Annotated in this window: 23 protein-coding genes and 1 pseudogene; 10 read left to right on the top strand and 14 right to left on the bottom strand. The window is 47.4% G+C overall.

All coding sequences use genetic code 11. The annotated features are described in order from the left end of the window. Positions 1 to 70: 70 nt before the first annotated feature. Positions 71 to 796: a ribonuclease HII gene (rnhB, locus tag HQRW_RS11725; RefSeq protein ID WP_394324563.1), complete on the top strand. Its 726-nt coding sequence runs from the start codon at positions 71 to 73 to the stop codon at positions 794 to 796. 230 nt (positions 797 to 1,026) lie between these two features. Here the strand turns inward: rnhB and HQRW_RS11730 are convergent, their stop codons facing one another. Both HQRW_RS11730 and secF read right to left on the bottom strand, forming a co-directional pair. Further along, the gene (locus tag HQRW_RS11730; protein ID WP_014556759.1) at positions 1,027 to 2,589 is read right to left on the bottom strand and encodes a preprotein translocase subunit SecD; all 1,563 of its coding nucleotides are present in this window, start codon (positions 2,587 to 2,589) and stop codon (positions 1,027 to 1,029) included. Continuing rightward, positions 2,586 to 3,461: a protein translocase subunit SecF gene (gene secF / locus HQRW_RS11735; protein WP_014556760.1), complete on the bottom strand. Its 876-nt coding sequence runs from the start codon at positions 3,459 to 3,461 to the stop codon at positions 2,586 to 2,588. The genes HQRW_RS11730 and secF overlap by 4 nt, the downstream gene beginning before the upstream one ends. A 289-nt stretch (positions 3,462 to 3,750) precedes the next feature. Here secF and HQRW_RS11740 point away from each other — a divergent pair. Further along, positions 3,751 to 3,929, top strand: a pseudogene (locus HQRW_RS11740) (transposase); the annotation flags it as partial. A gap of 119 nt (positions 3,930 to 4,048) precedes the next feature. On the opposite strand, the gene HQRW_RS11745 reads toward HQRW_RS11740, so the two are convergent. Continuing rightward, on the bottom strand, positions 4,049 to 4,540 hold the full coding sequence (locus HQRW_RS11745; protein ID WP_014556761.1) for a DUF5812 family protein: 492 nt from the start codon (positions 4,538 to 4,540) through the stop codon (positions 4,049 to 4,051). A 174-nt stretch (positions 4,541 to 4,714) separates the two neighbouring features. Further along, positions 4,715 to 5,254, bottom strand: coding sequence for a hypothetical protein (locus tag HQRW_RS11750; protein ID WP_011572307.1), 540 nt, complete (start codon positions 5,252 to 5,254; stop codon positions 4,715 to 4,717). 535 nt (positions 5,255 to 5,789) lie between these two features. Here HQRW_RS11750 and HQRW_RS11755 point away from each other — a divergent pair. Continuing rightward, positions 5,790 to 7,082 carry a hypothetical protein gene (locus tag HQRW_RS11755; protein WP_014556762.1) on the top strand — a complete coding sequence of 431 codons (1,293 nt, stop codon included), beginning with the start codon at positions 5,790 to 5,792 and terminating at the stop codon, positions 7,080 to 7,082. Between the two features lie 133 nt (positions 7,083 to 7,215). Next, positions 7,216 to 9,081 (top strand): cation:proton antiporter domain-containing protein, encoded by a 1,866-nt coding sequence (locus HQRW_RS11760; RefSeq protein WP_011572309.1) that lies wholly within the window; start codon positions 7,216 to 7,218, stop codon positions 9,079 to 9,081. 34 nt (positions 9,082 to 9,115) lie between these two features. Here HQRW_RS11760 and HQRW_RS11765 read toward each other — a convergent pair whose 3' ends face one another. Further along, positions 9,116 to 9,430, bottom strand: coding sequence for a hypothetical protein (locus tag HQRW_RS11765; protein ID WP_231852338.1), 315 nt, complete (start codon positions 9,428 to 9,430; stop codon positions 9,116 to 9,118). 580 nt (positions 9,431 to 10,010) lie between these two features. Here HQRW_RS11765 and HQRW_RS11770 point away from each other — a divergent pair. Together HQRW_RS11770 and HQRW_RS11775 are read left to right on the top strand one after the other, a co-directional pair. After that, on the top strand, positions 10,011 to 11,474 hold the full coding sequence (locus tag HQRW_RS11770) for an ATP-binding protein (protein ID WP_014556764.1): 1,464 nt from the start codon (positions 10,011 to 10,013) through the stop codon (positions 11,472 to 11,474). An 11-nt stretch (positions 11,475 to 11,485) separates the two neighbouring features. Next, the gene (locus HQRW_RS11775; RefSeq protein ID WP_014556765.1) at positions 11,486 to 12,310 is read left to right on the top strand and encodes an MBL fold metallo-hydrolase; all 825 of its coding nucleotides are present in this window, start codon (positions 11,486 to 11,488) and stop codon (positions 12,308 to 12,310) included. 14 nt (positions 12,311 to 12,324) lie between these two features. Here HQRW_RS11775 and HQRW_RS11780 read toward each other — a convergent pair whose 3' ends face one another. The 5 genes from HQRW_RS11780 to HQRW_RS11800 form a co-directional block, all read right to left on the bottom strand. Continuing rightward, complete coding sequence (locus HQRW_RS11780; protein WP_394324577.1) at positions 12,325 to 13,305, bottom strand: DUF5787 family protein; 981 nt, start codon at positions 13,303 to 13,305, stop codon at positions 12,325 to 12,327. A gap of 283 nt (positions 13,306 to 13,588) precedes the next feature. Continuing rightward, a complete protein-coding gene (locus HQRW_RS11785; protein WP_014556767.1) occupies positions 13,589 to 13,933 on the bottom strand; it encodes a NifU family protein in 345 nt (114 codons plus the stop codon). 166 nt (positions 13,934 to 14,099) lie between these two features. Then, complete coding sequence (locus HQRW_RS11790) at positions 14,100 to 15,068, bottom strand: ROK family protein (RefSeq protein ID WP_011572315.1); 969 nt, start codon at positions 15,066 to 15,068, stop codon at positions 14,100 to 14,102. Between the two features lie 275 nt (positions 15,069 to 15,343). Next, on the bottom strand, positions 15,344 to 15,724 hold the full coding sequence (locus tag HQRW_RS11795; protein WP_011572316.1) for a DUF5611 family protein: 381 nt from the start codon (positions 15,722 to 15,724) through the stop codon (positions 15,344 to 15,346). A gap of 291 nt (positions 15,725 to 16,015) precedes the next feature. Beyond that, on the bottom strand, positions 16,016 to 17,032 hold the full coding sequence (locus HQRW_RS11800; protein ID WP_014556768.1) for a DUF7093 family protein: 1,017 nt from the start codon (positions 17,030 to 17,032) through the stop codon (positions 16,016 to 16,018). A gap of 204 nt (positions 17,033 to 17,236) precedes the next feature. On the opposite strand from HQRW_RS11800, the gene HQRW_RS11805 reads away from it, so the two are divergent. Further along, entirely contained in the window at positions 17,237 to 17,536 is a 300-nt protein-coding gene (locus HQRW_RS11805) for a DUF6432 family protein (protein ID WP_011572318.1), read from the top strand. A 141-nt stretch (positions 17,537 to 17,677) separates the two neighbouring features. After that, positions 17,678 to 18,799: a CAF17-like 4Fe-4S cluster assembly/insertion protein YgfZ gene (gene ygfZ, locus HQRW_RS11810; protein ID WP_014556769.1), complete on the top strand. Its 1,122-nt coding sequence runs from the start codon at positions 17,678 to 17,680 to the stop codon at positions 18,797 to 18,799. Between the two features lie 730 nt (positions 18,800 to 19,529). On the opposite strand, the gene HQRW_RS11815 is transcribed toward ygfZ, so the two are convergent. The 4 genes from HQRW_RS11815 to HQRW_RS11830 all read right to left on the bottom strand — a co-directional run bounded on the left by HQRW_RS11815 (position 19,530) and on the right by HQRW_RS11830 (position 23,086). Continuing rightward, positions 19,530 to 20,612, bottom strand: a complete 1,083-nt coding sequence (locus HQRW_RS11815) for a geranylgeranyl reductase family protein (protein ID WP_014556770.1) — start codon at positions 20,610 to 20,612, stop codon at positions 19,530 to 19,532. Positions 20,613 to 20,680: 68 nt separating this feature from the next. Next, positions 20,681 to 21,157 (bottom strand): pyruvoyl-dependent arginine decarboxylase, encoded by a 477-nt coding sequence (locus HQRW_RS11820; RefSeq protein WP_020936616.1) that lies wholly within the window; start codon positions 21,155 to 21,157, stop codon positions 20,681 to 20,683. Positions 21,158 to 21,305: 148 nt separating this feature from the next. Further along, positions 21,306 to 22,538, bottom strand: coding sequence for a proteasome-activating nucleotidase Pan2 (gene pan2, locus HQRW_RS11825; protein ID WP_014556772.1), 1,233 nt, complete (start codon positions 22,536 to 22,538; stop codon positions 21,306 to 21,308). A 74-nt stretch (positions 22,539 to 22,612) separates the two neighbouring features. After that, positions 22,613 to 23,086 carry a deoxyuridine 5'-triphosphate nucleotidohydrolase gene (locus HQRW_RS11830; protein WP_014556773.1) on the bottom strand — a complete coding sequence of 158 codons (474 nt, stop codon included), beginning with the start codon at positions 23,084 to 23,086 and terminating at the stop codon, positions 22,613 to 22,615. Positions 23,087 to 23,616: 530 nt separating this feature from the next. Between HQRW_RS11830 and HQRW_RS11835 the strand changes: the two genes are divergently transcribed. Both HQRW_RS11835 and rimI read left to right on the top strand, forming a co-directional pair. Beyond that, positions 23,617 to 25,593: an aconitate hydratase gene (locus HQRW_RS11835; RefSeq protein WP_014556774.1), complete on the top strand. Its 1,977-nt coding sequence runs from the start codon at positions 23,617 to 23,619 to the stop codon at positions 25,591 to 25,593. 69 nt (positions 25,594 to 25,662) lie between these two features. Beyond that, a complete protein-coding gene (gene rimI / locus HQRW_RS11840; protein WP_014556775.1) occupies positions 25,663 to 26,154 on the top strand; it encodes a ribosomal protein S18-alanine N-acetyltransferase in 492 nt (163 codons plus the stop codon). Positions 26,155 to 26,326: the final 172 nt, after the last annotated feature.

The following is a 26,326-nucleotide window of genomic DNA, read 5'->3' on the forward strand; positions in this document are numbered from 1 at the left end:
ATGAAACGTGAAATGTCGAACAGCGTATAACACAGGTATAATCATATATTCAATACAAGATTGTATATACATGACCGATTCAGTGGATACCGTCAATCGAATGGGTCCCCGCATTGGATCTGATGAGGCGGGAAAAGGACCAGTGCTTGGACCGATGATTTGTGCAGCAGTTCATGCGTCACCATCTGTCATTCCAGATGACATTGATGACTCAAAGCGGCTTAACGCTTCGACGCGTAAGCGTCTCCGAGAGACGCTTGAGTCACACACTGCCATTGATATTGGGACCGCAGTCATCCCCGTTACCCAGATTGACGGCCCTCGGACAGATATGAACACACTAACGCTCAATGGACATATTGCAGCCATTGCGGATCTCGATGGGGTTGCTGCATTCAATGGCACAATTGTCGCTGATGCGAGTGATGTTTCTGAGTCACGCTTTGCAACACGTCTCGAATCGGGACTTATTGATGAATGTAACGGAATTGATACTATCGCTCTCAATCACTGTAGCATTGAAGCCCGACATGGCGCAGATGAAGATGACCCACTCGTTGCTGCTGCCTCTGTTATTGCGAAGGCGCGCCGGGATGAACAAATCACAGCGCTTGCAAAAGAGTATGAAACAATCGGACCAATTGGAAGTGGCTATCCAAGTGATCAAAAAACGCGAGCGTTTCTTCGGCGATACATTCGCACAAATGGGAAAGTCCCAGCATGTGCAAGGCGTTCGTGGGCAACGGTAGATGATATCGTTGAATCGATTGAACAATCTTCTCTCTCTGATCTCTGAGTTCTGAACGATCACACTCCACACAGCCGCTGGCGCGGATTCCTTGCGGATAGGTGTCCTGTTTCTACGACCGCGCTATATCCACCACATCGGAAGCACCCGAGGATCTAAATTCAAGCGTAAGACGCTTTTTATCAACGAAGCCGTCACAAACAATTGAGTAGGGAAAAATAATTCACGTAGAGTAAGCTAGTTCATCTTGATTATATTGTATGGAATCTGCGTGAATACTATAAATTGCCTGTGGTGAGTGCTCGAAGAATATCACCATATGCGGGTCGAGTTATGAGGACACCAACAAGCACTCCCAAGATGGTGAAGATAGCGAATCCCTGTAAGTCTCCAAGTGATAGAATTGCAAGCGGTGACATTGCAATTATAGTTGTTGCTGCAGCCGCACCAATCACCCAGAAGGCGCGTCGAAATCGTGACTGGAAGACACGACGGGAGGACACCCCACCCTCTGCAAGCACCTCATCAGCAATAATCACAAGATCGTCAACGCCGGTTCCGATAACCGTAATAAATCCAGCAATGACGGAAAGGTCAAGAGGATACCCGATCCCAGCGGCAAACCCAAGTAGGATTAATACCTCAGAAAGCGCAGTCACAATCATCGGTAATGCTACACGAGCATCACGGTAACGAAGGAAGACAACGCCACTGACAGCAAAGACAGCGACGAGACCAGCCAATAATGAATCAGTTCTGAAATTTTCTCCTTGACTGGGCGAAATGAATGATGTTGTTCCGCCATCATCCCCAGTCAAATCCAGCTTTGCTGGCAATGCACCAGCACGGAGATTGATTGCAACCTCTTGTGCTTCCGATACATTTGCTGTTTGAAGCTGGAAAACTGGGTCTTGTGCCCATGATCCACCTCGAAGGCTATCAGCAAGTCTCGGAGCCATTCCGAAAGAGTTCGTGACCTCACCATTCACGACAAGCAGTAAACATGGCTCAGTGCTATTTTGATCTCGACTATATGTGCACCGGGTACCACCGGGTCGCGCAAGGGTGGTGTCGACAGTTGCTTGCTGAAATTCATTAGCGGCCGATTCCCGGACCGTGACAGGGACATATGCGCCTCCAGACTGTCCCTCCTGCGCAGATCCAATACTCTGGAAATTGTCCTGTTGCAATACAGTCTGTTGGGTATATGTATTATCCTGTGGATAGTGCGCTTGCACTACAACGGTTCCTCGTTCACTGACGAGACTCCGAACAGACGCAGCATCTTCATTTGGGACCTCAATAAGTATGAAGTGACCACCGCCAGCAGTGGTGACTTCCTGAACTGTTCCGCCAGAAAGTCCTGCTTCGTTGATTTTGTTTTCAAGAATCCGGACTACTTCCTGTCGTGTCGTTTCCGTGACGCCTGTCCGAACCGTTGATGCTGTATATCCAGTTGATTCGAGTATGGACTGAAGTTCGGTAGTGCTCACTCCTTCGACAGTCACTTCGACAGTCCCTGTTGTCTCTGTGACTGGTCGAGCAATAACGTCTGCTGGTCCTGCACCGTCAATTGCAGTAGCAATCCTCTGTTCAACTTCACGCGCGTTTGCTGGCTCAAACTCAACCTCCTCAGCGGTCACTCCAACAAGTGGCGCACGAACTCGCGTTCCACCAGCAAGTTCAAGTCCATACTGCAGATTCGTCTGTGAAGACTGCTGTACAACAGCACTATTACTATTAGGACCACTCGAAAGTGTCGGCGACACAAGGGCAAAAAGTGAGACAATAACCACAACCACTAATAGAATAATACGCCAGTTCTCTCGAAAATCAATCATCGAGCGACCCCCTTGAATTTATACCAGCGAAGGAGACTCAGATTTAACAGATACGTATTCATTAAGTCAGCAATAAGTCCAAAAACGAGAACAGTGCCAATTGCAGCAAGAAGTTGAATACCGAACGCTGTCGCGACTGCTGCCATGACTGACATTGCAATAATTGAGGTAAGGGTCATTGTCACACCAGTTCGCATCGCACGATACGTCGATTCATAAAAATCACCAGAGCGTCGAAGGACATGATTGTTCAAGAGTATATCTGAGTCGACAGAATACCCGATTATCATCAACAACGCTGCGACAGTTCCAAGCGAAAGTTCAATTCCCAGAACATTCATCAACGCAACCGAGATAACAATATCTGAGAATGCAGAGACAACAACCGCAATAGACGGGACGAATACGCGAAACATCAAAAATACAAGCACACTCATTCCGAAGAAGGCAACGCCAACACCACCGAGTGCGAGCGTTTGTGTCGTTGCACCGAAACTCGGTGATACCTCATATGCAGACTGAACCGCAAAGCCTGCTTGTTCTGCTTGTCGTGTCAAATCTGTCACCGCCACTCCGCTATTCCCATTTGATTGAAATGTGACGATATATGTATTCGCCGTTGGGACTGCTTGCACGGATTCTGGTTCAACACTAAACGCTTCGACAATCTGTGTTGTTGTTGCACCATCTGTCTCGACTGTGATTTCTGTACCACCCGTAAACGCAATACCCTGTGTTACTGGAGATCCGGTTAACACGTACCAGCCAGCGATAATAAGCAATGCCACCGCTAAGATTATGAGCGGAATGGCTACAAGCTGGTAGTTTGAGTACCGGGTATAATCAACTTCCGGTACAGTGAATTCAGCCATATCTGCCGTCGAGAGTCACAGCGAATAAACCTTTTTATAAAGAATCGAGAGGACGATCTGACTCGTGTTCATATTGAGTATAATGATACCGTCCAGTGACGACTGTTCGATGTGGCAAGTGGGCGTGTTACAGCAATCCATACAAATAGGGGGTCAATGTTCAACGCGGTTGTGACATAGCGGATATATTAAGTTATCTAACTATTTGAGATTGCAATCGGTGAGTCAATAGCCTCGGGCGCGGTGATCCAAGGCTTTTGTTGGTTCCCTCAGCTGTGCGCTAGCACTCCTTGCTCGGCAGTTCAAGTGGGACTCTGGCAAGCACCTGCTGGAGCGGCACCCCGAGATTCGGGAGGTGTATTTCTGGGGTGGTGGATTCTGGACGGTCGGATACTCCGTGGGAACGACGCGACGGAAGCGACGTCGGAGGAAGTGGTTGAACAGTATATCGAGGAGACGGAACACTAGGTCGAGTGTCGGGCTTCACCCCTCATCCCTTCGCCCCCGAAGCCGATGGGTCGGGGAATTCGCCCTCGCAGGTCGGTAGAGATCACCATGACGGTAGGGTATCATGCCAGCGAGGCGTATCATGGCATATACCGAACAGCGACAACACCGGGGGCTGAGCGGATCTCAATACGATTACCCTCTAATCGTGCCGCTCGTTCGCACAGCGTTACCTTATCATCAAGAATATCTGCAACCGCTTCAGTGGAGTTTTTCTCAGGGATCGTAATAATATGGATTTCCCCAGCACCAGCGCGGGGCTTACGCGTGATTTCCCCAACAGCCTGATTCGCAGCAATCTGTTTTGTGTTTGCTGTTGGGGGTTCTATGCTTGTTTCAATGTCAACTGTCCGTGTTGCTGTTATCTCTGTAAGTTCATATACCACGTGTAGCGGCGGCTTAGATTCGACAGTTCCATCAATGATACTTAATCGATCAGCATCAACAGCATCCTCCAGTGAATATACCTGCCCAGATTCCACATCTCTAAGAACAGTCGATGATGCATCTGTGGCTGTCACAAGAAACGTTGAGTCGTGTCGTGTTGGGTTTGCGTCAGCCGATTCAGGCATATTAATATATTGACTCCTGAGATGTTTTGTGGTTTCGATAAAAGTAAGAATAGAGATTTGGTTTGTTGTGGAAGTACAAGAAGAGATCCTCGCGTTTTCGCGCCGAGAGGATGTCAAATTGCGTTCTACAGATATTGGCTGTGAACACAATGTTCAGTGCGTGTTTTATTCGAGTTATCGAAATAGTAAATACGCACCTGCGATGCACCCGGCGCCAATTAATGGAACGACCCAAGAGAATTCAATTGGAATTGCGTACAATCCAGCAACAAGTGGTTCAAACTCTCCAGTTCCGGTTGCTGGTGGACGAGTGACCGTTTCATCATCAAGACTGAACGTTGCCGGCATTGAGGCGACAACGCCTAAATACAATGATACTAAAAATCCAAATCCAGCCACAGCAACAGCAGCTTCGAGTCGTTTCGAAGCTGTCAGTCCACGACGGTGGCGTCGAGCAATGGCAAGTGTCGGTGCGACGGCTGGGAGGATGATGAGCAACCCAACAACAACATAAAATGCTCGTGAGAGCGTAAGAGACCCTCCTTGAATACTTGCTGTCCGCCCAATCAAGACAACGAGTGCAACAATAATAAAAAGTGCAATGAATGCTGTCGCGACGCCACTGATGAGCACATATAATTTAAACAATCGCGATGTGCTCGCGCGGAATGCATACGGGAACGCACCCAGAAGACCATCATATCCAGTAGCCATTATCTGTATTTGAATATTATTAACCGTCTATATCTCTTATTCGATATAGCATAAATTCTGACCATATTGGCTATACAATTGGAAAATTCCTACTCACCAGTAGGTTTTCATCACCAATCAATACTGTACGCTAGATTTTGAGATAATATCATCTTAACTCTTTGAGGTTGATTTTCCATATCGTTTACATATAATTAAGAGGAATAATTGAGGGTTTATTTATGAAGTAATTTATATTGATGCCCTGACTCTTTTATCCGGTGAATTATCTCATCATACGCACTGACTGTTTGGATGGTTCGTCGGTTACTGACAGAGAATTAACCTGTAGAATAACTCGTGACAAGCCCCAAGACACTCACCTTGCTCATTTGTAGATCACATACAGTGTTGAACGAATCAGGAGTGGACCACATACGGACATAGATAGATATGAGTCGGCTTTCATCCACCGTTTATATTATCTCTATTACATATCACCAATCAGACAATCATAATACTTACTTTTTTCTCAGCGGACACCACTCAATCCGGTATGCAGGTTGATCTTGGTACGGTGTTCGATGCAACACCTGGCGTTACACAGGACGGACTTGAGCGGCTTGATGAGCGGGTTGCGACAGCACACGAGCGGATTGAGCGGGGACGTCGGAATAATGAGCCCGGCTACGCAGCATTGAATCTTCCTGAGACGGTTGATACAACTACAATTCACGATGCCGTCGCGTCATTTGAGGATCCAACTGCTATTCTCATTGTTGGGATTGGTGGAAGTGCGCTTGGTGCTGCAACGCTCGTTGACGCACTTGGTGATGACACTGCCCCGTCGGTGTACGTACTTGATAATGTTGATCCGGCGTCAGTCTCACGTATACTTGAATCAATACCCCTCTCAGAGACCGTGCTCAATGTTGTTTCACGATCAGGAACAACAGCAGAGACACTCTCAAACTTTCTTGTTGTTCGTGAGGCGATGACAAAGGCTGGTGTTGACTGGACGGATCGAACGATTGTGACGACAGGCACCGACGGAAATCTTCGACAACTCGCCAAGTCAGAATCTCTTCCCGCATTGTCAGTCCCAGAGGGGGTTCCTGGGCGATTCTCTGTACTATCAACTGTTGGGCTTGTTGTCGCAGCGCTCAAAGGAATCCAGATCAATGAATTAATCACTGGTGCTGCGGACGCTGCAGCCGAACTTAGCGGGTCATTATTTGAAACACCGGCATATGCGTATGGTGCAACCACCTACGCGCTTGCAACCCGAGGGGCACGAACGAATGTAATGATGCCATATGCTGAGAATCTTGAGACATTTGCTGAGTGGTTTGCACAATTATGGGCTGAAAGTCTCGGGAAAGATAATCGTGGACAGACACCTATCCGAGCACTCGGTGCAACAGACCAACATTCACAATTGCAACTATATCGTGCAGGACCGCATAATAAAGTCATCACCCTCATGCGACCACGCAATCGTCCATCATGCACAATCCCCTCGACTGATTTGGATGGACTATCATATCTTGGTGGATCAGATCTTGGGTCGCTCCTCGACGCTGAGTTCGAAGCAACAGAAGCAAGCCTTGTTGATGCTGATATTCCGACAATCCGTGTTGAGATCAATGCTATCGACGCACAGAGCCTGGGAGCATTACTCTATGAGTTTGAAGCGGCATGTATATGCTATGGCGAACTTGCATCAGTGCCGACATTTACCCAACCAGCTGTTGAGTGGGGGAAACGAGCCGCTCGGGGACTACTTGGAGATGACAACTTTATCGAGGCAGCAGCTGTCGCTGATAAGCCTACGCTTCGAGTCGAATAATGCATTCATCTAAGCATCAATCAATATCAAACCGCAGGTTGCATCAAATGAAGAATATCTCAAGTAGCGCAGGAGATAATATGTGGGCTTATGAATGTCCGGAAATGCCATTTAAATATATGAAGGTGATGTAATGGCAGGCGCTGGTGGTAATCTTATTGCTGTTGTGGCTGCAATCATTGGGATTGGGGTCATTGCACAGATTCTCTCAGACCGATTCCAGGTCCCAAGCGTCGTCTTTCTTATTACTGCGGGAATCATCTTAGGACCTGAGGTACTCGGGGTTGTCGGACCGGATTCATTCGGAAGTGCACTAAGCGCTATTGTTGGACTTTCAGTTGCAATCATTGTTTTTGAAGGAGCATTCCATCTTCGAATACAGAAGCTTCGAGAAGCCCCGACAGCAACACTCAAACTGGTCACAATCGGCGCTGGTATTGCGCTTATCGGCACAGCCATTACGGTTCGTTTTCTCCTCTCAACAAGCTGGAACGTTGCCTTTCTTGTGGGCGCACTTTTAGTCGCAACCGGACCAACTGTCGTCACGCCGATTCTTGAGGTTGTTCCGGTTCGTGACCGTGTAGAGGCTGCTCTTGAGACAGAGGGAATCGTTAATGACGTTACAGCGGCAATTCTTGCTATTGTAATATTTGAAGCGATTACCGCTGGTGTAACACAACCAGGCGCATTGCTACAGCTATTCACCGAGCGACTTGGGATTGGACTATTAATTGGCGCGATTGTGGCTACATTGTTAGTGTATGGGCTTCAATATATTGACCTTTCACCCGGAAATGCGCCCCAAAATGCGCGATTACTCGTATTAGCAGGCGCTTTGGTTGCATATGGGGCAGCAGATTTCATCGCCACAGAGGCTGGAATTGCCGCTGTCGCGACTGCAGGTATCATTCTTGGAAACATCGATATCCCATATGAAGAGGAGATTTCAGCATTTAAAGGAGACATCACACTCATTGTCCTCTCATTCGTTTTTATTGCACTTGCTGCACTTTTAGAGTTCGAGATTCTCAGGATGATTGGTCTTCCTGGACTTGGGATTACTGCCATTGTTGCGCTTGTTCTACGACCATTACTTGTATTCATCTCGACACGTGGGGATCGATTCACCAGCGGCGAGCAATTATTCATGAGCTTTGTTGGTCCACGGGGAATTATTCCAGCATCGGTAGCGACTCTGTTTGCCATTGAACTTCGAAATGCCGGGATGGATCAAGCAGCAAATATACTTGTTGGGACAGTATTTTTGGTTATTCTCATCACCGTTGTTGCTGAGGGTGGTTTCGCCAGACAAATTGCAGAGTATCTTGATATCATACCTATGCGTGTACTTGTTGTCGGAGGCGGGACAGTTGGCCGTGCGCTTGCTGACCGTCTTGAAAACCGTGGAGAGAATGTAGTGCTCATTGAACAATCACAGGAAGTCGTTGAAGTTGGTCGAAATGAGGGTTTGGCAGTCCATCATGGCGATGGGACCGATACTGATGTACTCGCGTCAGCCGGCGGTGATAACGCTCGGATTGTTGTGGGTGCGACCGGTGATGATGATGTTAATTTACTAGTCTCACAACTCGCGCGCTCAAAGTTTGACCCTGAGACAATCCTTGCACGGGTAAACAACCCTGATAATGCAGAAGCATTCGAAGATCTGGGCGTTCGGAATATTTCGACGTCGATTGCAACTGCACAAGCACTGGATAACTACATTGAACGACCAGCAATGATGGACTGGATGGGTGAGATTGGTTATTCTGGGGATATCCAAGAGATTGAGGTCACATCTGAAGATCTTATTGGACGACCAATTCGCGACATTGGTCCAGAATTACCTCCAGACTCACTCATTGCATTAATCAAGCGGGACGGTAATATTCGTGTTCCTGAAGCCGACCTTACCCTCGAACATGGTGATCAGGTGACTGTCATTGGTGGTCGCGATGAGGTTAAAGATGCAATTAAATTTATTCATCCAGATAAATGATTCACGGTTTGAGGAGATAGTATCAAGACATGAGTTACTTTGTAACTGGTTTGAAATTTTGTGTGTGAATCCATCGAATGGCGATTGCCCAGTAGATAATAACAAACGCAAAAAGAGCATACCACTGTATGGAGTCGAATGCGGGCTGGGGAAATGGCATATTCGAAACGATCCACATCATGATTAATCCACCTGCGAGGACACATATTGTTCCAATGGTGAGTCCGTGATTTTGTGTTGACTCAGTCTCTCGGGCTTGTTCTGTCGATGACTGGGGACTGGTATCGACGTCAGCGCTCGCCTTATCTGTTGTATCGATATCGGTATCAGCGCTTGAATTTGAGGCCATTGAGAGAGATAATGAATATGATGTGGATGAAATGGAAGTAGACAGCGGATTATGTCGTCTCATCATCATAGATACTACGAGTCTATGAAAACAAGAGTGTGTTCAATCTAGGTGTAATTTAATTGAGGACGCTAAGTCATCTTACCAAGCGGCAAAGTGCGAGCAGCCATAAAATACGGCGCCCACACAAATCACATGTGCATTTTTATTCCACGGTTACTACTCTCGCGGTCAAACAATGTAATGCGAGGTTCTTCATATCTCTGAGAGTGTTCAAACGCAAACAGGAAGCGCACGCGCGTAATTACGGGGCTACGTATCTATCCGGTATGAGAAACGGTCCGAACCGGGTATGATTGGAAGCCGTTTGCGGAGTCTGGAACTGCTGTGTCCATGTCGGATGCAATTCGGATGTGAAGTACCTCAGCGTCACATCAAAGCCCCGGCATACGCCTTGTCTGCCTGTAGAAACAGGAAGCACTACTCTCATAAGCAAGGGGTGAGGTGCTCTGAGCGCCGGCGGGTGGGGTAATTTGCTCTTTCGACGCGCTTATACAAGTGTGACGGTTACATAACTGGGATGAGTGATCGGGCTCTCGAAATTATCGAGTTTCTCCTTACAGCGCATCTTTACACCGAGGACCGCGATCGAGATGAAAACGATCTCCCCCCACGGTACCGAAGAGTGTTCTGGACGGAGCGAAGTGACGATAGCGACAGCGACAGCAACTCCGATACCGGCGCCACTGCGGGTTCAGCTTCAGAGCCATCTGCGGACGCTCCTGATGATGCGACAGACATGCCCGTCGGTATTGAACGACCGCTTGTTGTGACAAACACCGTTGCGCGGAAAGCGACTGGCGTTGAGCATCCTTGGGATGCAGTCTCTGATCTCTTGTTTACTCAACAAGAGGACTTCTCTGGTCGTATTTCATTAACCCAACCAGATATGGCAATTGAGTGGTATATAGAGCGAGCAGACCACGAGCGATTGCAAACAAACGCAACGATTGCGGCTGCCGTTGAGGATCACGACGACATTGATATAACATATGCGGAGGCACACGAACGCACGCGTCCAATCCATGCTGACCGTGTCTGGATTGATAGTCTCCTTGAGCAGTACTTCGACGATGATGAGGACGAAGACGCAGAGATGCTTGATCTTGTCCAAGTCAGAGCGCCTGAAGAAATTGAGATGACACTCAATGATCTTGTGCTAACTGGAGATCAAGAAGGTGAGATTAAGAAATTGATGAAGGCAATCGAACATCGCGAATATCTCGCAAATATCGGGCTCCGTGAGATTGGGAAGATACTCTTCGTCGGACCGCCAGGAACAGGAAAAACAACCGTTTCCCGAGCACTTGCACACGAGTTAGGACTCCCATTCGTTGAGGTTAAACTCTCGATGATTACAAGTCAGTATCTTGGTGAGACCGCAAAAAATGTTGAAAAAACGTTTGAGGTAGCAAAACGTCTCTCACCATGCATTCTGTTTATCGATGAATTTGACTCGGTTGCGAAAACACGTCGTTCAGATGAACATGCAGCGCTCAAGCGTGCAGTTAATACGCTGCTCAAAAGCATCGATGACATATCGTTGATTCGCGACGAGGTCATTTTAATTGGTGCGACAAATCATCCGGACCAACTTGATGCAGCAGCGTGGCGACGATTTGACGAGATTGTCAACTTTCCGAAACCCGACCGAAATATGCGGGCTGACATTCTCAAGATTATCACAGACCGGATGGATATCACCGAATTTGATCCAGTCTCAATCGCAGAACGGACCGATGGTCTCACTGGATCAGACCTTCGGATGGTGCTTCGTGAAGCTGTACTTGAAGCGCTCACAGAAGAGCGAACAACGCTCACGCAACGCGATATTATCAATGCAGTTGAAGACTTTGAAGAGCGTGATAATCTGAAGAATATGAATATGATGTCTGATGGTGATCAATTAGTTGCAGGTGATGGGAGTGGCAAAACGGATACAGCTGAGACCGACCATGACCACGACCACGACCACAATCACTAATCTAAGTTATAATGTTGGTCACATTACTTGGAACGGGCGATACAACTGGGACGCCGACTGTTGGATGCGATTGCAACACCTGCGAGCACGCTCGACAGCGCGATATCGAGCGAACCCGGTTTTCTGTTCATATTGAAAACCCTCGCCGCAATGAGTCAATTCTTATTGACTTTAGTCCGGATTTTCGACAGCAGTTTCTTCAGCGTAACGTTTCCTTTCCGGATGCCGGTATAATCACTCATATTCATTTTGATCATCTTGATGGACTTGGAAACGCGTATCGGCTTTGTGATGACCTGCCGATACATGCAGCAAATGAAACTGACCCACAGACAACTGAAAGTGTTGCTGAGACTGTGGCCCGAAAATATAGTTATCTTGATCAAGTCACAGTCAATCCACATTCTCCGTTTGAAGTGTTTGAGATCTGTGGTCTCGACATTCAACTTGTTCCTGTTGATCATCCCCCATTATACTGTTATGGAGTCGTCATTGAAGACCCCGTGACCAATACAAAGCTGTCTCTCTCCGGGGATACAAGCTACGGAGTTCCATCTGAGTCACAGGATGCGTTGTCCAATCCAGATCTATTCCTCGCAGATGCTATTGTCCCTGCCTCAATGTGTGAGCATCATCCGCTCGGTGGAAAACATCATAATAAGGATGGGGTCCCCCGAACGTTTGGAACTAAACATATGACCCGGGAAGGGGCATGCGACCTTGCAGAGGCACTTGATGCGGACAAAACAAGGTTTGTGCATACTGGTCATTATTATCCGGCTGATGAAGCATTTGAAGATCCACTCGCTATTGATGGCGAAGAATATCGATTGTGATGTGTCCATATAAATTATTTGAATCGATCAAGCCCTGATTGTCTATATCGAGCGCCAAGTGGGTCATGATTCCATGGCGAACGTGCATCACGCACTTTGGCTTTATTATATTGTGGTGGCTCTGCGTGTGTATGTGCTGGGCACTCAGTATCACAACTCTGTGCAGGATTGATTACACAGTCAAATTCTGTACAGTACGGTCGCCCATCCGGTTGTGTCTCGGCGTGTGCACATGATGGAAGGGTGTAATTTCGCCACCCCTTGCCATATGCTCGCTCGGCAATTCGACGACGCGCACGCGTTTTCTCTTTACTGCTTACAGGATGGATTTCAGTATGGTCTGATTGATCAGAGCCAAGCTCAATCCCAGGCGTCCCCGTTGCAAGCTCTGCTGGTTGTCTAATAATTGTGCGGTTGTCTGTGTCTGGGCTAAATTGCCAGACGCCGACTGCGTCAGGAATCCGATTTAGATGAGCGCGCGTTACGTGTGTCTTTGTTGCAAGAATCACCGCATCAAAAAGTCCGAGTGAGATATCTACCTGCAATTGACGAGTGAGCTCTCCTGGTCGCTTGAGATCTGGCTTGTTTTCAATCCCGATAATCCGATCAAACCATTCTGTGGGATATCTTGTTGTCTGTCTAATATGCTCATATCCGTTATGATGCTCAATAGCAAAAAAATCTGCAGCGAGAGCCTGCTCAATGACGGCTTTTGTTGTTTGTGGTGATGCATCAACCGAATCAGACCGCCGGACAGATGTTCCTACTCCAGCCGGACCTGCAATTGCTCGCTCAGGAATCCGCTCATCAGTAATCATCGAACGGGTATCAAAGCTTGAACCTGGAACAACGCCACAGATATCAATAATGCGACGACCAGGATTCACAGCAGCAGCGCCAAGCTGTCGACTGAGTACCCACTCTGTCGTTGTTTCAAGATATGAACAAAGTGCAAGCTCAAATGCGAACTCCTCTTGATTCGACGCGTGTGGCAGAGATATACCTACATCACCTCGATTGATCGTAATTACTGTTCTGAATCTGATGGATCATTTACGATAATTTCTCGTTTAATCGTGGCGATAGTATGTACATATCTGATTCAGATTTTTTGTGAATACTTGCCTCAAACTGTATTATGCTATTATCAATCATCGGGTGATCAGATTATGTGCTGATCTATATCGGTCCATATGGCTATCTGCACGTTTGTTTGTTTCTGTGTCATTATCACGTAACTGGTCAGTTAAGACCGATACTCAAAGTGAAGTAATCGACTCAGAAGTGTCCCGTTTCACCACCACCATACTGTAATTCTCCGCCACGACCACCCTCAACTGTGCTATTGCCATGGTCACCGGAGCTTGGGACTTTTACCCGGACATCCTCAACATGATCAAAGTCCATTATCAGATCTGACTTAATGTTCTCAGCAGTGAGATTTGATATCCCACAGCCTGCACATGCGCCACCGAGTTCAACAACTACTTCGCCGGTCTCAGGATCAGCCTTCCGGACAACACTTTCACCGCCATGCATCTGTATAATTGGCATTTGACCAACCATCCAATTTTCAATACGGTGACGAAGTGACTCAGTTTGTGTTTGATCGGATTCGCTCATCACCGTTCCTTTGAGGGCGATGATATGGAAACTTGCGGTTGGACCCACGTTCGGAGACCCTGTAGAAAAGTATGTCATGATTGATTACGTGCTCAAAATTGAGTTAGATATAGATCAGGGCGGCTGGGCTCTCGATTGATATTAGATTTCTGCGGACGTCAGATACTCACATCTGGGACCGATCCCCGGTGCCAGCAGTTAATGCACTCGCGAGTGCGCCACGAACAACGACTTCATCCCCAAGTGTTGTGAGCTTTATTTCTGGCACATTTGACATCACCATTTCATCCATTTGATTACGGATTGGTTGCAACACTGCAGCAGGATTATTTAATGCAACGGCACCGCCAACATAGATAACTAATGGTGCGTATGCGTGAACAATATTTGCAACGCCCATTGCATTCCAGTGTGCGAGTCGGTCAAGCACATACGATGCGAATTCATCATCAGGTGCATATTGAAAGATATCAACCGCGGAGAGCGCTGGATCATCAATTGGAATGGCTGTCTCAATCGGATTTGTTTCATACAATTGCTTTGCATATCGAGGAATACTATTTCCCGAACAGTATGCTTCCCAGTGACCATCGTGTCCGCAACCACAGGTTAATCGACCCTGTGGGTCAACGGTCATATGTCCAATTTCGCCCGCGTTCCCGTCCCACCCCGTGAGAACACTTCCATCGACACACACCCCCGCTCCGATCCCTGATGAAATCGTGAGATATACCATGTCATCTGGATTTCGATCAGCATAGAAGCGTTCACCAATTACCCCTGCGTTTGTATCGTTATGAAGAAATACCTGTTTCGTATCGAGTAACACTGATAATGGACCTGTAAGTGGAATCTGATCAATTGTGTCCGGAAGATTTGCAGGATTTTCAACAGCGCCGGCGGCAAGATCAAGTGGACCGATTGCACCGATTCCAGCCGCTGAAACTGAATCAGGGGCAATAGTTGCATCGGCACACGCTTCGCGAACAACACCGAGAACTGCTTCTGTAACTGCAATACCTGTTGGTCCACCCGGCGTCGTGTCATCGCTGCGACCGTATACCGATCCGTCCTCACCGGCGACAACCGCACGGACGTTGGTCGCGCCAAGATCAACGCCCACGTAGTAGGACATTATTTGATGTGGAGGTGTCCCATCACTTAGTTAGATGGATTCAGATTGACTGAGATACCGTTCCTTGCTGACTAATCGTATTCCTCGTGATGGAAACTCAACCTGTTGTTTCATTAGTCTCTTTATGAGCTTAGTGATTGCTCTCTGGCTTGAATCTGGTGTCATATTATCATACATGTAATTGCGAAACTCAGTATTGTTTGACCGTATCACATATTACAATATTATGATGATAGACACAATCAGCTATTGACGCTAGTTAATTCGTTATTTGATTAATAATCAGGGGCATCGTCCTCAACAGCGCGCTTCATCGACTCACGACGAGACTTGGCGTCCCGCCCAGTTGCCTCTTTCAAAAACGTATTTTTGATATCAACAGCATCACCCGCCGCAGCAAGATCATCAGGGTCCAGTTCGCTTGGATCACATTCGACAAAATCGACAGCAATTGTATCTTTTTTATTACTGTATGAGACCCCACCAGCAACAATTCGTTGGAAAACCGGATTATCTGGGTCATCCACGACGTAGAGGTCACTTCCATTGTATGACTCCGTGTCAGTAATCGACCCAAAGTATGACTCGATGGTTGTTTTCATCTCTGGGATGCGATCAGCAAGCGTTTCCCCTCGACGCATCTTGTACTCCTTCATAGGTCGGGATTTGACAGGAGACGGTTTACTTGTTTCGTCATTACATCAAGAACATATACACAGAGAATCCAGAGTCCGAGTGTCGCCACTGAGGTGATCTCATATTGCCATGTGCCAGTGGGAATGTTGAGTTGACCTATGTATGTATGCTGAGAAAATATTCTCATCTGTGAACGAGCGCCAACCTATGACGCTGTCCATATGAAGATATATATAATCGGTTAAAAAGTGCATAATTCGCAGTTTTCATTTGGAAGTGAGAAAACCTGCGGTTGAAGCTCTGTGAATCGATTAACGCTTTCTCTCATGAATGTATCCACTTCGACATTCTGGGCAAATATCACCAGCACGCATTGATGAAATATCTGCTGGATGAGAATGATCACAATGTGGACAGTATAATTCGACATGAGAATCCGGAACCGTTGATCTTGGTCTGTCTACTTCTGACGCACGAGTAAATGACTGCGTCTCGCTCTCATTGTGCGTCTGCCCATCTGTTTCATCACGCGCGTTTACTTTCTCATTGACAGGTGCTGATGTCTCGTTGTTGCTCGCTCGCTTCTCAATTCGTGGCGTCAGTCCTTCACCACTGAACTCAATTGACACACTATCGGTGTCTGGTTGTGCAGTATACCCTCTATCTTCGCCTGCTGGATCTGGCCATGACGTCGAAGATATCGGGCTCGCTCCATCGACAGCATCGCGTCCACTTGTAGGCCATTCTTTTCGCGCACGGGTTGATGAGATATTTTTGTCTCTTTCTGCGTTAGACATTGTTGACGGGGTTCTAGTTACATCGGTATCAGCATCAATATCTGTATCAGTATCAGTATCAGTATCAGAAGTAGACGTGAGAATTTCTGCACCGGTGTCATCGCGTTGCTCTTGTGCGGATTCGTTTTGTTGTTCAACTGCTATTGATTCTTTTGAATCTGCAGGCCATTGCGTTTTATCCCTATCTGTTGATTCATTATCAAGTATAACAGCATCACTGACAGACGAATCGTCCTGGGTTGTCTCCGTTGAGTCATCAGCACGGATGTGCTTGTGATCTGGAGCACTTTCCCATCCATCCGAAGATGTACTAGTCTTAGTATCCTCAGAATTTTCAGTTGCTTCGGCAGTCTCAGTCGGTCGAATAGACGTAACTTCTTTATTCTGGCTGATGACTTGTTCAATATTGCATCTTTTACACGTTTTTAGCTTCTTCACCGTGGCAACAACCTCGTTGCCGCGTTCCTCGCGGGTATGCTCAATCTCGGAGTCGCCGAAGGCGTGACCAAGGAACCGACATGTAAGTCCCATTAGTCGCCGTTCTGACGCTGGGCGCAAAAAATCTATGCCTCTGTCTGACAGGTGGCAGACGGTATATTATGATAGATCTCATTATAGGATATAATATTTTCTGTGCATTCGCACGGTATATAATAACATTAGCATTTATTTCAATCGAAATAATGTGCGCGGAGCCTCGAAACGTGTAAAACCAATGCGACTGAATACGTGTATATGAGAGCGCGGCGCGAGTTTAGAGACCGTCCAGATGTCGAAGTAGCTGTTCTCGATGCACTCGCTGACCGTGCTGATGAAGGGATGACTGTTTTTGAAATCCGCGCAGCTGTCGAAGCTGATATTGACACGATTGAAGATGCGCTCGCAGCACTCAAATCAGATGATCTCATTCGCGTCGAGAATGGAGATGATCGCGTCGTGATACGTGTTGCAGATCGCGTTATTCCTGATCCAGACGCAGAAACCAACACTAATAGAAGCTTTGTCGATACACTTCGCGAGAGATTTGGATTGTGACTCTCGCTTAGACCGGATTCGATAATCAGCCGACTACACCAATTTCACTTTTTTACTTGTATTTGTCCGACATAGCAGATTGAGCATGATGATAGGCATAGACGAGGGAATGTTTTCTATGTTCAGAATAGATATATAATTATGACAGTTGCGACAGAGATACACGACGACCACGGTGCGACTTTTGAGGAGCGCGGGGGGCGCCAAGTCGTTCGCGATTATGGACGACCCGACCGAACAGCACTTGCGGTTCGAAAAGGTGCTGGGGTAATTGAGCGAGGATATGGCGTCATTACCGTTGAAGGAGATGACCGAATCGAATTTGTTGATGACACACTTTCAAATCAAGTACCAACAATTGATGGACAGGGTGTATATGCACTCTTACTCGACCCAAACGGGCGAATTAAAACCGATATTTATGTGTATAATGCTAATAAGCGACTCCTCTGTCTCACACCACCAGATGTCGCAGCGGATCTTGCTGAGCAATGGGCTGATCGAGTCTTTATTAAAGATGTTCGGGTGAACGTCGCCTCTGAAGAGTTCGCTGTTTTCGGTGTGCATGGTCCACAGTCAACTGAAAAGGTTGCAAGTGTGCTCAATGGCGCTGGGGCTCCCGAGCCATCACTGACCTTTGTACGTGGATCAATGGGCGATGAGGGTGTCACAGTCATCGCTGGTGACAACCCTCTTGGCGAGGAAAATTATCAGGTCGTTTGCAGTGCTGATGTTGCTGATCGTATCCTCGAAACATTATTGACATATGGATTAAATGGTGTTCCATTCGGGTATCAGGTATGGAATACGCTTGCTGTTGAGGCCGGAACACCACGCTTCAATACAGAGCTTGCTGATCAGATTCCAAATGTCCTCGGGATTCGGAATGCGCTCGATTTTGAAAAAGGGTGCTATATTGGACAGGAGATTGTCTCAAAAGTTGAGAACCGTGGACAACCAAGCAAGCGACTTGTTGGTCTCCGATTGAATCAGATGGCTGAGGTAGATTCGACAGTCACCGCCGACGGGGACGCGGTTGGGACGATTACAAGTGTCGTCGAAAGTCCATCGATTGAAACACCGATTGCGCTTGCACTTATTAACTTCAACACAACACTCACCGATGAAGGTGACATAACCATTACAGCAAATGATAGCCATCCTATCGAAGCGACTCCAACAACACTTCCTTTTGTTGAGGGGAGTGCAACTTCTGCTCGGATTCCAACATATCCTGAGCCAAGTGCCGAAACAAACATGTAATCAACATACTGACTGCCAATTAGCAATCATACAGATTTGCGGAGAACCCCTACGACTTTACTCCTTCACAGAAATCTGTGAGTTCTGGTCTGCAGACGAGAACAACAGTCTCGGTAACACGCAGGATAATTCGACAACTCTAATTCAATCGACGCTGCCAAAGCTACTCTGAGATTCTATGATCCGTCACTTAAACGCACAGGCAATCCTGGTTATACGTAGGACCCAGACTAGGAACAGAGTGATTCGTATTAGTCCGACGATGGCGACCTGCTCGCCCCAAGCAATGAGATAATAATCGGACCCAGTCAGGTGAATGGTCGGTTCCGATACTGAATCGATGCTGTGTCTGACTGCTGTAAACATCAAAAAGTAATTCCAACTCCGCTGAAGTCTGCCAGACTCACTGCGACACAAACAACTCCGGGAGTCTAAAGATGACTGAGGATAGGAGCACCGGGGGCTGAGATGTGGCATTCCCAGCAGTCCAACCCTACTCGCCATGGTCCGTGAACCCCGGACGGATTTTCACCGTGTTGCGATTCGGTGGGACTGCATACTTGAAATCTCCACCACTCACGTTCAGGATTCCTCCGCGTTCACGCCAAGGAGGATACCGATGTCAATCCATCTTAGTGCTAACTCAGATGATTAGCCAGCATATCTCAGTGAAATGTAACAAGCTGTCACGGCGAATATCATAGGGGTTATCCTGGGGTCCAATATGATTTTATCGACCGACAAGTGCCCAGAGCTGATCCCGTGAAAACAGTGATGTCGGTCTATCCATGTGCACAGCAATCTCACCAGAGAGCGCGCGAAGACCGGCTCGCTGAACCGTAGGTGGAAGTGAATATGCTCGCCGGATCAAATGTCCGAGTTCGATCTCATTCGCTAATTCTTCTCGCCAGGCTCTATCATAATCGCGGAGTGTTGCCGGGTCGTCTGGGTCAATCGTTGCAACAGCAGCGTCTGCTGCCGTCATTCCATATAGAATTCCACCACCAGTGAATGGCTTTGTCTGTGCTGCGGCGTCACCAATCAAAAATACACGGCGAGTGTGAACCCGACTTGGTGGTCCAATCGGGATTGCTCCTGAACAAAATTGCTCTGTTTCAACATCATACGCGTCTGTCAATCGATCAAAAAGGGCTGATACCGACTCATTTGGTGGTGCTGCAAGTCCATATTCGACGCCCGCTTCACCTCGAGGAATCCGCCATGCAAAGAACTCTGGGGCAGTCAGATGAACGTCGACAAAGTCCGCAGTATCAGGTGTCGAATCAAACGCAAGGACACCATGCAGTAGTTCGTCTGGTTCAGGAAGCCCTGCTTGTCGACGAACACGCGAGACAGGACCATCACATCCAGCAACCATCCGTGCACGGAATGTCTCTTTATCCCCACTGTGAGAGACGGTGAGAGTGACTCTATCGTGTCTCTCGTCGATATTTGTCACGGTATGCTCTTCTCGAATATCGGCTCCACAGCTTCTTGCTGCTGTGGCAAGTGTTCGATCAAGATCAACCCGATCGATAACATTTGATACTGCCTCACGTTTATAGAACGGGTGTGGGTCAGTCTGCGGACCCCCAACGTGAAATCGAGCCCCGTGGATCGTATTCTGTCTGAGGTCCGTAACCGCCCCATCCGGCACATACTCCCAAATATCTGTACTTACGTGTCCAGAACAGGCAAGTGGTGTTCCAATTGTCCCTTTCTCGAATGCGATGACGTCATAACCCGTAGCAGCAGCCTCACGAGCGAAGCGGGCTCCGGCTGGACCAACACCCACTACCGCAAAGTCATACATAGTATCGAATTACCGGCTTCAGCATAATATATTACTCGTTACTGAATACAAGCTATTATTAGCTAATCTCAAAATAATGACTCGCTCTCTCCGTACGCAGCAATAACAACAACAGTTGTGTACTCGCCAGCATCTGGGTTTCTTTCTGCTGTTTCAGTTATCACACGACGATCAGTGAACGACCAATCACGGAGTGTTGCACCACTCGAAAGACCATCGTCGATTGTTTGACGGACGCTTTCAGGATCTGTCCCAGTCGCTTCATAAAAAAGACCAGGACCAGCGCCAGTTGTCCAGCCAAGTCCTGCAGCAACTTGTCCGGTCTCAGCAGTTGTCATACGTGCTTCAACAACAGTTAATTGGCTTCCAACTGGACCAAGATCTGGAGCAGTTTCAACGACTTCAACAATCGCCTCGGCTGGAATAACAGAAGAAACAGTCGTTAGATTATAATTGTGAATATTTGCTGCAGCGAGTGCAGCGTCATATGACGCCATTGCTGTCGACGCATGTCCAGCGCCACGAATAATAAAAATTGTCTTCACATATTCATATCGATGACACGTCATATAATGGATTACGATTCTCGTGACGTTTCCCGAGAATAAGCAAGAAAAAGATTCGAGATTTCCTGAGAAGGATTCAGCATATAATCGAAATTAAGAGTCCGCGCGGAATTTGATCTCAGTTGGGTTAGTATTGATAGGTCGTCGGTCCTGGAATTGTCGTCTGTGTATCCGAGTCTTCAAGCTTCTCATGAGCATCATCAAAGTCACACCGACGGACCTCAGTACGATCATCACGAATGGCAAACATTCCTGCCTCGGTTGCCAGTGAGGCAAGGTCTGCCCCAGAATACTCATCGATATCCGACACGAGTTCACCGAAGTCGACATCATCGGCAACATTCATATCACGAGTATGGATTTCAAGAATCTGTTCACGACCTTCATGACCTGGTTTTGGCACCTCAATAAGTCTATCAAACCGTCCAGGACGAAGAATCGCCTCATCAAGCATATCGAATCGATTTGTTGCTGCAATGATCCGGATCTCTCCTCGCTCATCGAAGCCATCCATCTCCGAGAGCAATTGCATCATCGTTCGTTGAACTTCAGCATCTCCGGATGTTTTTGAGTCTGTTCGTTTTGAAGCAACAGCATCGATCTCATCAATAAAGATAACTGCGGGCTCACGTTCAGCAGCGAGATCAAAGAGGTCGCGGACAAGACGCGATCCTTCTCCGATGAATTTCCGAACTAATTCTGAACCAGCCATCTTGATGAATGTCGCATCTGTTTCATTGGCGACAGCCTTTGCAAGCATTGTCTTTCCAGTTCCCGGCGGTCCATGCAATAACACGCCCGATGGTGGTTCCACACCGACTTCTTCAAATAATGCAGGATTCGTAAGCGGATCTTCAACTGCTTCACGAACTTCGCGGACCTGATCGTCTATTCCGCCGATATCTGTATATGTTACTTGTGGTGAGGCGTCAATCTCCATTGCTTGTGCTCGCGCATCAGTCTCATCATCAAGCACTTGTTGGATTGCGAATGAATCATTAATTGCAACACGGTCACCAGCCTCAAGATCACCATCGAGACGCGATGAAAGTTCTGTGAGTACTTCTTGATTATTTCCATGTTGCTTAATGACCACCTCACCATTATCAGTGAGCTCTTCAACACTTGCAAGATATAATGAAGACGTTTTAAGCGTCTCATTCCTCCGTTTGAGTTTATCTACCTCTGATTGAAGTTCAGACTGTGTCTCAGTTGCGTCAGTCAGTCGCTCATCAAGCTCCTCATTAACTGTAAGAAGCCGCTCGTAATGCTTGCGGATTGCTGAAAGTCGCTCTGCGTCTGACATCTCGGGGTCAAGGTCTAGACGCGGGCGTTCCGGGAGAGAAGGACTCCGTGACATCGGTTAATTTTATTTACAGTCACGTATACATGTGCCTTTGGGTAACCGGTATTCGCGGGGATAATAACAAAAAATTACTCATTATCATGGATTCGCTCGCGCTGATAGTTCCCATCGTACACCGAATCGTGTGCAGCCTCCGCAAGTACAAACTGTGCAATTCGCGCACCGCGTTCGAGTTCAATTGAACAATGAGCCTGAAGAAGTCCCTCACCACGACCCTCGTATCCAGCGTCCCAAACAGCGGTGTTGAGCATACACGAGTTTCGAAGTAATGACGAGCGTGGATACACAAAACCGACATGTCCCTCAGGAACCGCAATCCGCTCAGCGTATGTTACGATGTACCCGCCTGGATCAAGAGTGAACACATCCTTTGAGGTAGTAAGTGACTCACGCACTCCAATATCTTTATGATCAGTCCCAATCCGACCCGGAGCTTGCTGTATGAGGATATCGCCGATACGGAGATCAACACCATTTGGCTGCACTTGCTCAGTGTCGGTTGGAGTAACATGTGTTGCTGTAAACTCACCAGCACGAAACATACAGTTATCATATACAATTAATACATAAGACACTACCTATAAGCGCATTTAGTATATTATACAAAATCAAGGAGAATACCCGCATCTTTATTCGTCCCTATATTCTGATGTGAGTGAAATCAACGACTTCGGTAACGCAGGGTGAATCATATTGAGCTCAACGGTAGAAGGAACTCCGAGTGTGATCCCGTCCGGGTAAAAATAGGGGTACCAGCTGTTAGTACAGCCCGGTGTCTCCTTTCATGACCTGTCCGACGGATTTTGATTGAGAGAACAAGTGATAGACTGCAGATGTTAATATCCCAACCTTAGGATTCCCCCGCGTTCATGTAGAGGAGAATATCAAATTTGCCATACAAACTGGTCCATTTAATTAAATGTGGTTACCCAGTTCTACTGGTTGGAGAGTATGAATACTATTCATAGTTAGTGCAGTACTGCATTTTAATACTTAATATGTGTATGAGAATCATATTTGTGTGGGCAAACACACGGGATTTATACTCATCGGTCGCCGATTATTCGGTGTTATGGGACAAACACTCACTGAAAAGATTCTTGATGATCATCTTGTCGAAGGGAATCTCGAACCTGGCGAAGAAATCGGAATTGATATTGACCAGGTCCTGACACAAGACACGACTGGTACGATGGTCTGGCTCCAATTTGAGGCGCTTGATCTTGACGAGATTCAAACAGAACTCGCGGCACAGTATTGTGATCACCAGACTTATCAGTTCGATTTTAAAAATACCGACGATCATCGTTTCCTCCGCTCAGCAGCAGGAACATACGGTGCATATTTCTCTCGACCAGGGAATGGAATCTGTCATAACGTACATAAAGAAAACTTTGCAGCGCCTGGAAAGACACTTCTTGGGTCTGATTCTCACACCCCAACGCCCGGCGGGCTTGGACAACTCGCAATCGGAGCGGGCGGACTCGATATCTCCGTTGCCATGGGTGGTGGAGCATATTACGTTGAAATGCCAGAAGTGGTGAATGTTCGTCTTGAGGGTGAACTCCCAGAATGGGCAACAGCAAAAGACGTGATTCTTGAGATGCTTCGTCGATTGTCAGTGAAGGGTGGTGTCGGGAAGGTGTTCGAATACACTGGTCCCGGCGTCGAGACGCTGACGGTCCCTGAGCGGACGACAATCACTAATATGGGGACTGAACTTGGTGCGACATCGTCCATCTTCCCAACGGATGATCAGACATATGAATACCTCTCACGACAAGGACGCGAGAGTGAATATGTCGAACTTGAGCCCGATGAAGACGCCGAATACGCTGATGAGGTCGTACTTGATCTCTCAGAGCTTGAGCCACTTATTGCAACACCATCCATGCCGGACAATGTTGTACCCGTCAGTGAAGTCGCAGGTGAATCTGTTGAGCAAGTCATTGTTGGTTCATGTACAAACGGTGGGTATGGCGATATTCTCCCAGCGGCAAAGATGGTTGAAGATCGCGAAATCAATATGGGCACTGAGATGATTGTAGCGCCAGGTTCAAAACAGGCATCTGAGCTGCTTGCCCGAGAAGGTTGGACTGCTGAAATGATGGCTGCTGGCGTCAACTTCTCAGAAGCTACATGCGGTGCCTGCATTGGTATTGGTCATGTACCAGCATCTGATTCCGTCTCACTTCGAACATTTAATCGGAATTTCGAGGGACGCTCTGGCATTGAAAATGATTCTGTATATCTTTGTTCGCCAGAAGTAGCCGCAGCCGCTGCAATCAAAGGCGAAATTATTGACCCGCGGGACCTTGCTGAGGAACTTGGTGATCTTGAGCCGCCAGGAATGGAGCTTCCTGACTCCTATGATGGCTCAAAGAGTGATATCATAAACCCAGGTGAAGCCATTGATGATGACCTCATCAAGGGTCCGAATATTGGTGATGCGCCAATTGGTGAACCGCTTGGTCCGGATATTGCTGGTGAGACGCTCTTGAAGATGCAAGACAATATCACAACAGACCATATCATCCCGGCAACTTCTGACATTCTCAAATTCCGGTCAAATATTCAAAAACTCTCTGAGTTCACCCTCTCGCGTGTGGATGAAACCTTTGCACAGCGTGCGATTGAGGCTGACAGTGGTGTCCTTGTTGCTGGTGAGAACTATGGACAAGGATCCTCACGTGAGCATGCAGCAATGTGTCCACAATATCTTGGTATTGAGACCGTCCTTGCACAATCATTCGCACGTATTCACAAAGCAAATCTATTTAATTTTGGGATTCTGCCACTGCAGATTGATACGGAAACGTACGAACAGATCAGTCAGGGCGATGATGTTGAAGTTGTCACGAATGTTGCTGAGGCTGTTGACACTGGTGAGACTGAGTTCACAATCCGCATCAATGATGAGTGGGAGGCAACTGCGACGCTCAATGCCTCGGAGCGCGAACGCCGCATTCTAAGTGCAGGTGGGAAACTGCGACTTACGAAGGAGCAGTATGAAAATAATACCGGTGGTGCTGCGCCTGCAGACGACTAAAACGAGGCTTACACTGTCATCTGTTCGATAAGCCGGCGGCTTTTTGTTCTATAGCATTAACATAATCATGTGATTGATCCGGTTGACGGGGCCTCTCAGGCTGATGAAATAACTATCCGTGCAGTCGAGCGTGCAGATCTTCTTGAGATACTCCGGATCGAACGTGCATCCTTTGAGAACCCTTGGCCATATCAGGCATTTACTTCTGCACTTGATGACCCCGTATTCTTGGCTGCAACAGCCACTGAGACAGCAAAAATCCATGGATATGTCATTGGCGATATAATGCCAAATCATGGTCGCGACCGTGGGCATATCAAGGATCTTGCTGTTTCTCCATCTGCACGACGAAACGGTATTGGACAAACTCTTCTATGGACTGCAATTAGGCAACTTGCGACAACGGGTGCGGTAACAGTGAAATTAGAGGTACGAGCGGGCAATACACCTGCGCAATCACTATATGAGGCGGTTGGATTTGAGGTCTCACGGCGTGTGCCACGATACTATAATGACGGTGAAGACGCACTGATTCTAGTTCTTGATTTGCAATCTTCATAAGTTGATCTCCTTCAGACCAGATACCAACCCATAAGAGGCTGTCATTTCCTCATAAGTCCACAGTATCCCAGCGTGGCTTTTTAGCCGCTGTTGGAGAGGATCTGAGACAAATCCTGACGGACTAGACGCCGACCAGGGTTGCCGATTGGGTCACAGGGGCTGCTCCCGGGTC

The organism is Haloquadratum walsbyi C23 (genome assembly GCF_000237865.1).
Classification (GTDB): Archaea; Halobacteriota; Halobacteria; order Halobacteriales; family Haloferacaceae; genus Haloquadratum; species Haloquadratum walsbyi.

What these genes read in the sequence shown, in the direction of transcription:
- rnhB (WP_394324563.1), top strand. Translation starts at nt 71, where the DNA reads ATGACCGATTCAGTGGATACCGTCAATCGAATGGGTCCCCGCATTGGA.
- HQRW_RS11730 (WP_014556759.1), bottom strand. Translation starts at nt 2,589, where the DNA reads ATGATTGATTTTCGAGAGAACTGGCGTATTATTCTATTAGTGGTTGTG.
- secF (WP_014556760.1), bottom strand. Translation starts at nt 3,461, where the DNA reads ATGGCTGAATTCACTGTACCGGAAGTTGATTATACCCGGTACTCAAAC.
- HQRW_RS11745 (WP_014556761.1), bottom strand. Translation starts at nt 4,540, where the DNA reads ATGCCTGAATCGGCTGACGCAAACCCAACACGACACGACTCAACGTTT.
- HQRW_RS11750 (WP_011572307.1), bottom strand. Translation starts at nt 5,254, where the DNA reads ATGGCTACTGGATATGATGGTCTTCTGGGTGCGTTCCCGTATGCATTC.
- HQRW_RS11755 (WP_014556762.1), top strand. Translation starts at nt 5,790, where the DNA reads ATGCAGGTTGATCTTGGTACGGTGTTCGATGCAACACCTGGCGTTACA.
- HQRW_RS11760 (WP_011572309.1), top strand. Translation starts at nt 7,216, where the DNA reads ATGGCAGGCGCTGGTGGTAATCTTATTGCTGTTGTGGCTGCAATCATT.
- HQRW_RS11765 (WP_231852338.1), bottom strand. Translation starts at nt 9,430, where the DNA reads ATGGCCTCAAATTCAAGCGCTGATACCGATATCGATACAACAGATAAG.
- HQRW_RS11770 (WP_014556764.1), top strand. Translation starts at nt 10,011, where the DNA reads ATGAGTGATCGGGCTCTCGAAATTATCGAGTTTCTCCTTACAGCGCAT.
- HQRW_RS11775 (WP_014556765.1), top strand. Translation starts at nt 11,486, where the DNA reads ATGTTGGTCACATTACTTGGAACGGGCGATACAACTGGGACGCCGACT.
- HQRW_RS11785 (WP_014556767.1), bottom strand. Translation starts at nt 13,933, where the DNA reads ATGAGCGAATCCGATCAAACACAAACTGAGTCACTTCGTCACCGTATT.
- HQRW_RS11790 (WP_011572315.1), bottom strand. Translation starts at nt 15,068, where the DNA reads ATGTCCTACTACGTGGGCGTTGATCTTGGCGCGACCAACGTCCGTGCG.
- HQRW_RS11795 (WP_011572316.1), bottom strand. Translation starts at nt 15,724, where the DNA reads ATGAAGGAGTACAAGATGCGTCGAGGGGAAACGCTTGCTGATCGCATC.
- HQRW_RS11800 (WP_014556768.1), bottom strand. Translation starts at nt 17,032, where the DNA reads ATGGGACTTACATGTCGGTTCCTTGGTCACGCCTTCGGCGACTCCGAG.
- HQRW_RS11805 (WP_011572318.1), top strand. Translation starts at nt 17,237, where the DNA reads ATGAGAGCGCGGCGCGAGTTTAGAGACCGTCCAGATGTCGAAGTAGCT.
- ygfZ (WP_014556769.1), top strand. Translation starts at nt 17,678, where the DNA reads ATGACAGTTGCGACAGAGATACACGACGACCACGGTGCGACTTTTGAG.
- HQRW_RS11815 (WP_014556770.1), bottom strand. Translation starts at nt 20,612, where the DNA reads ATGTATGACTTTGCGGTAGTGGGTGTTGGTCCAGCCGGAGCCCGCTTC.
- pan2 (WP_014556772.1), bottom strand. Translation starts at nt 22,538, where the DNA reads ATGTCACGGAGTCCTTCTCTCCCGGAACGCCCGCGTCTAGACCTTGAC.
- HQRW_RS11830 (WP_014556773.1), bottom strand. Translation starts at nt 23,086, where the DNA reads ATGTTTCGTGCTGGTGAGTTTACAGCAACACATGTTACTCCAACCGAC.
- HQRW_RS11835 (WP_014556774.1), top strand. Translation starts at nt 23,617, where the DNA reads ATGGGACAAACACTCACTGAAAAGATTCTTGATGATCATCTTGTCGAA.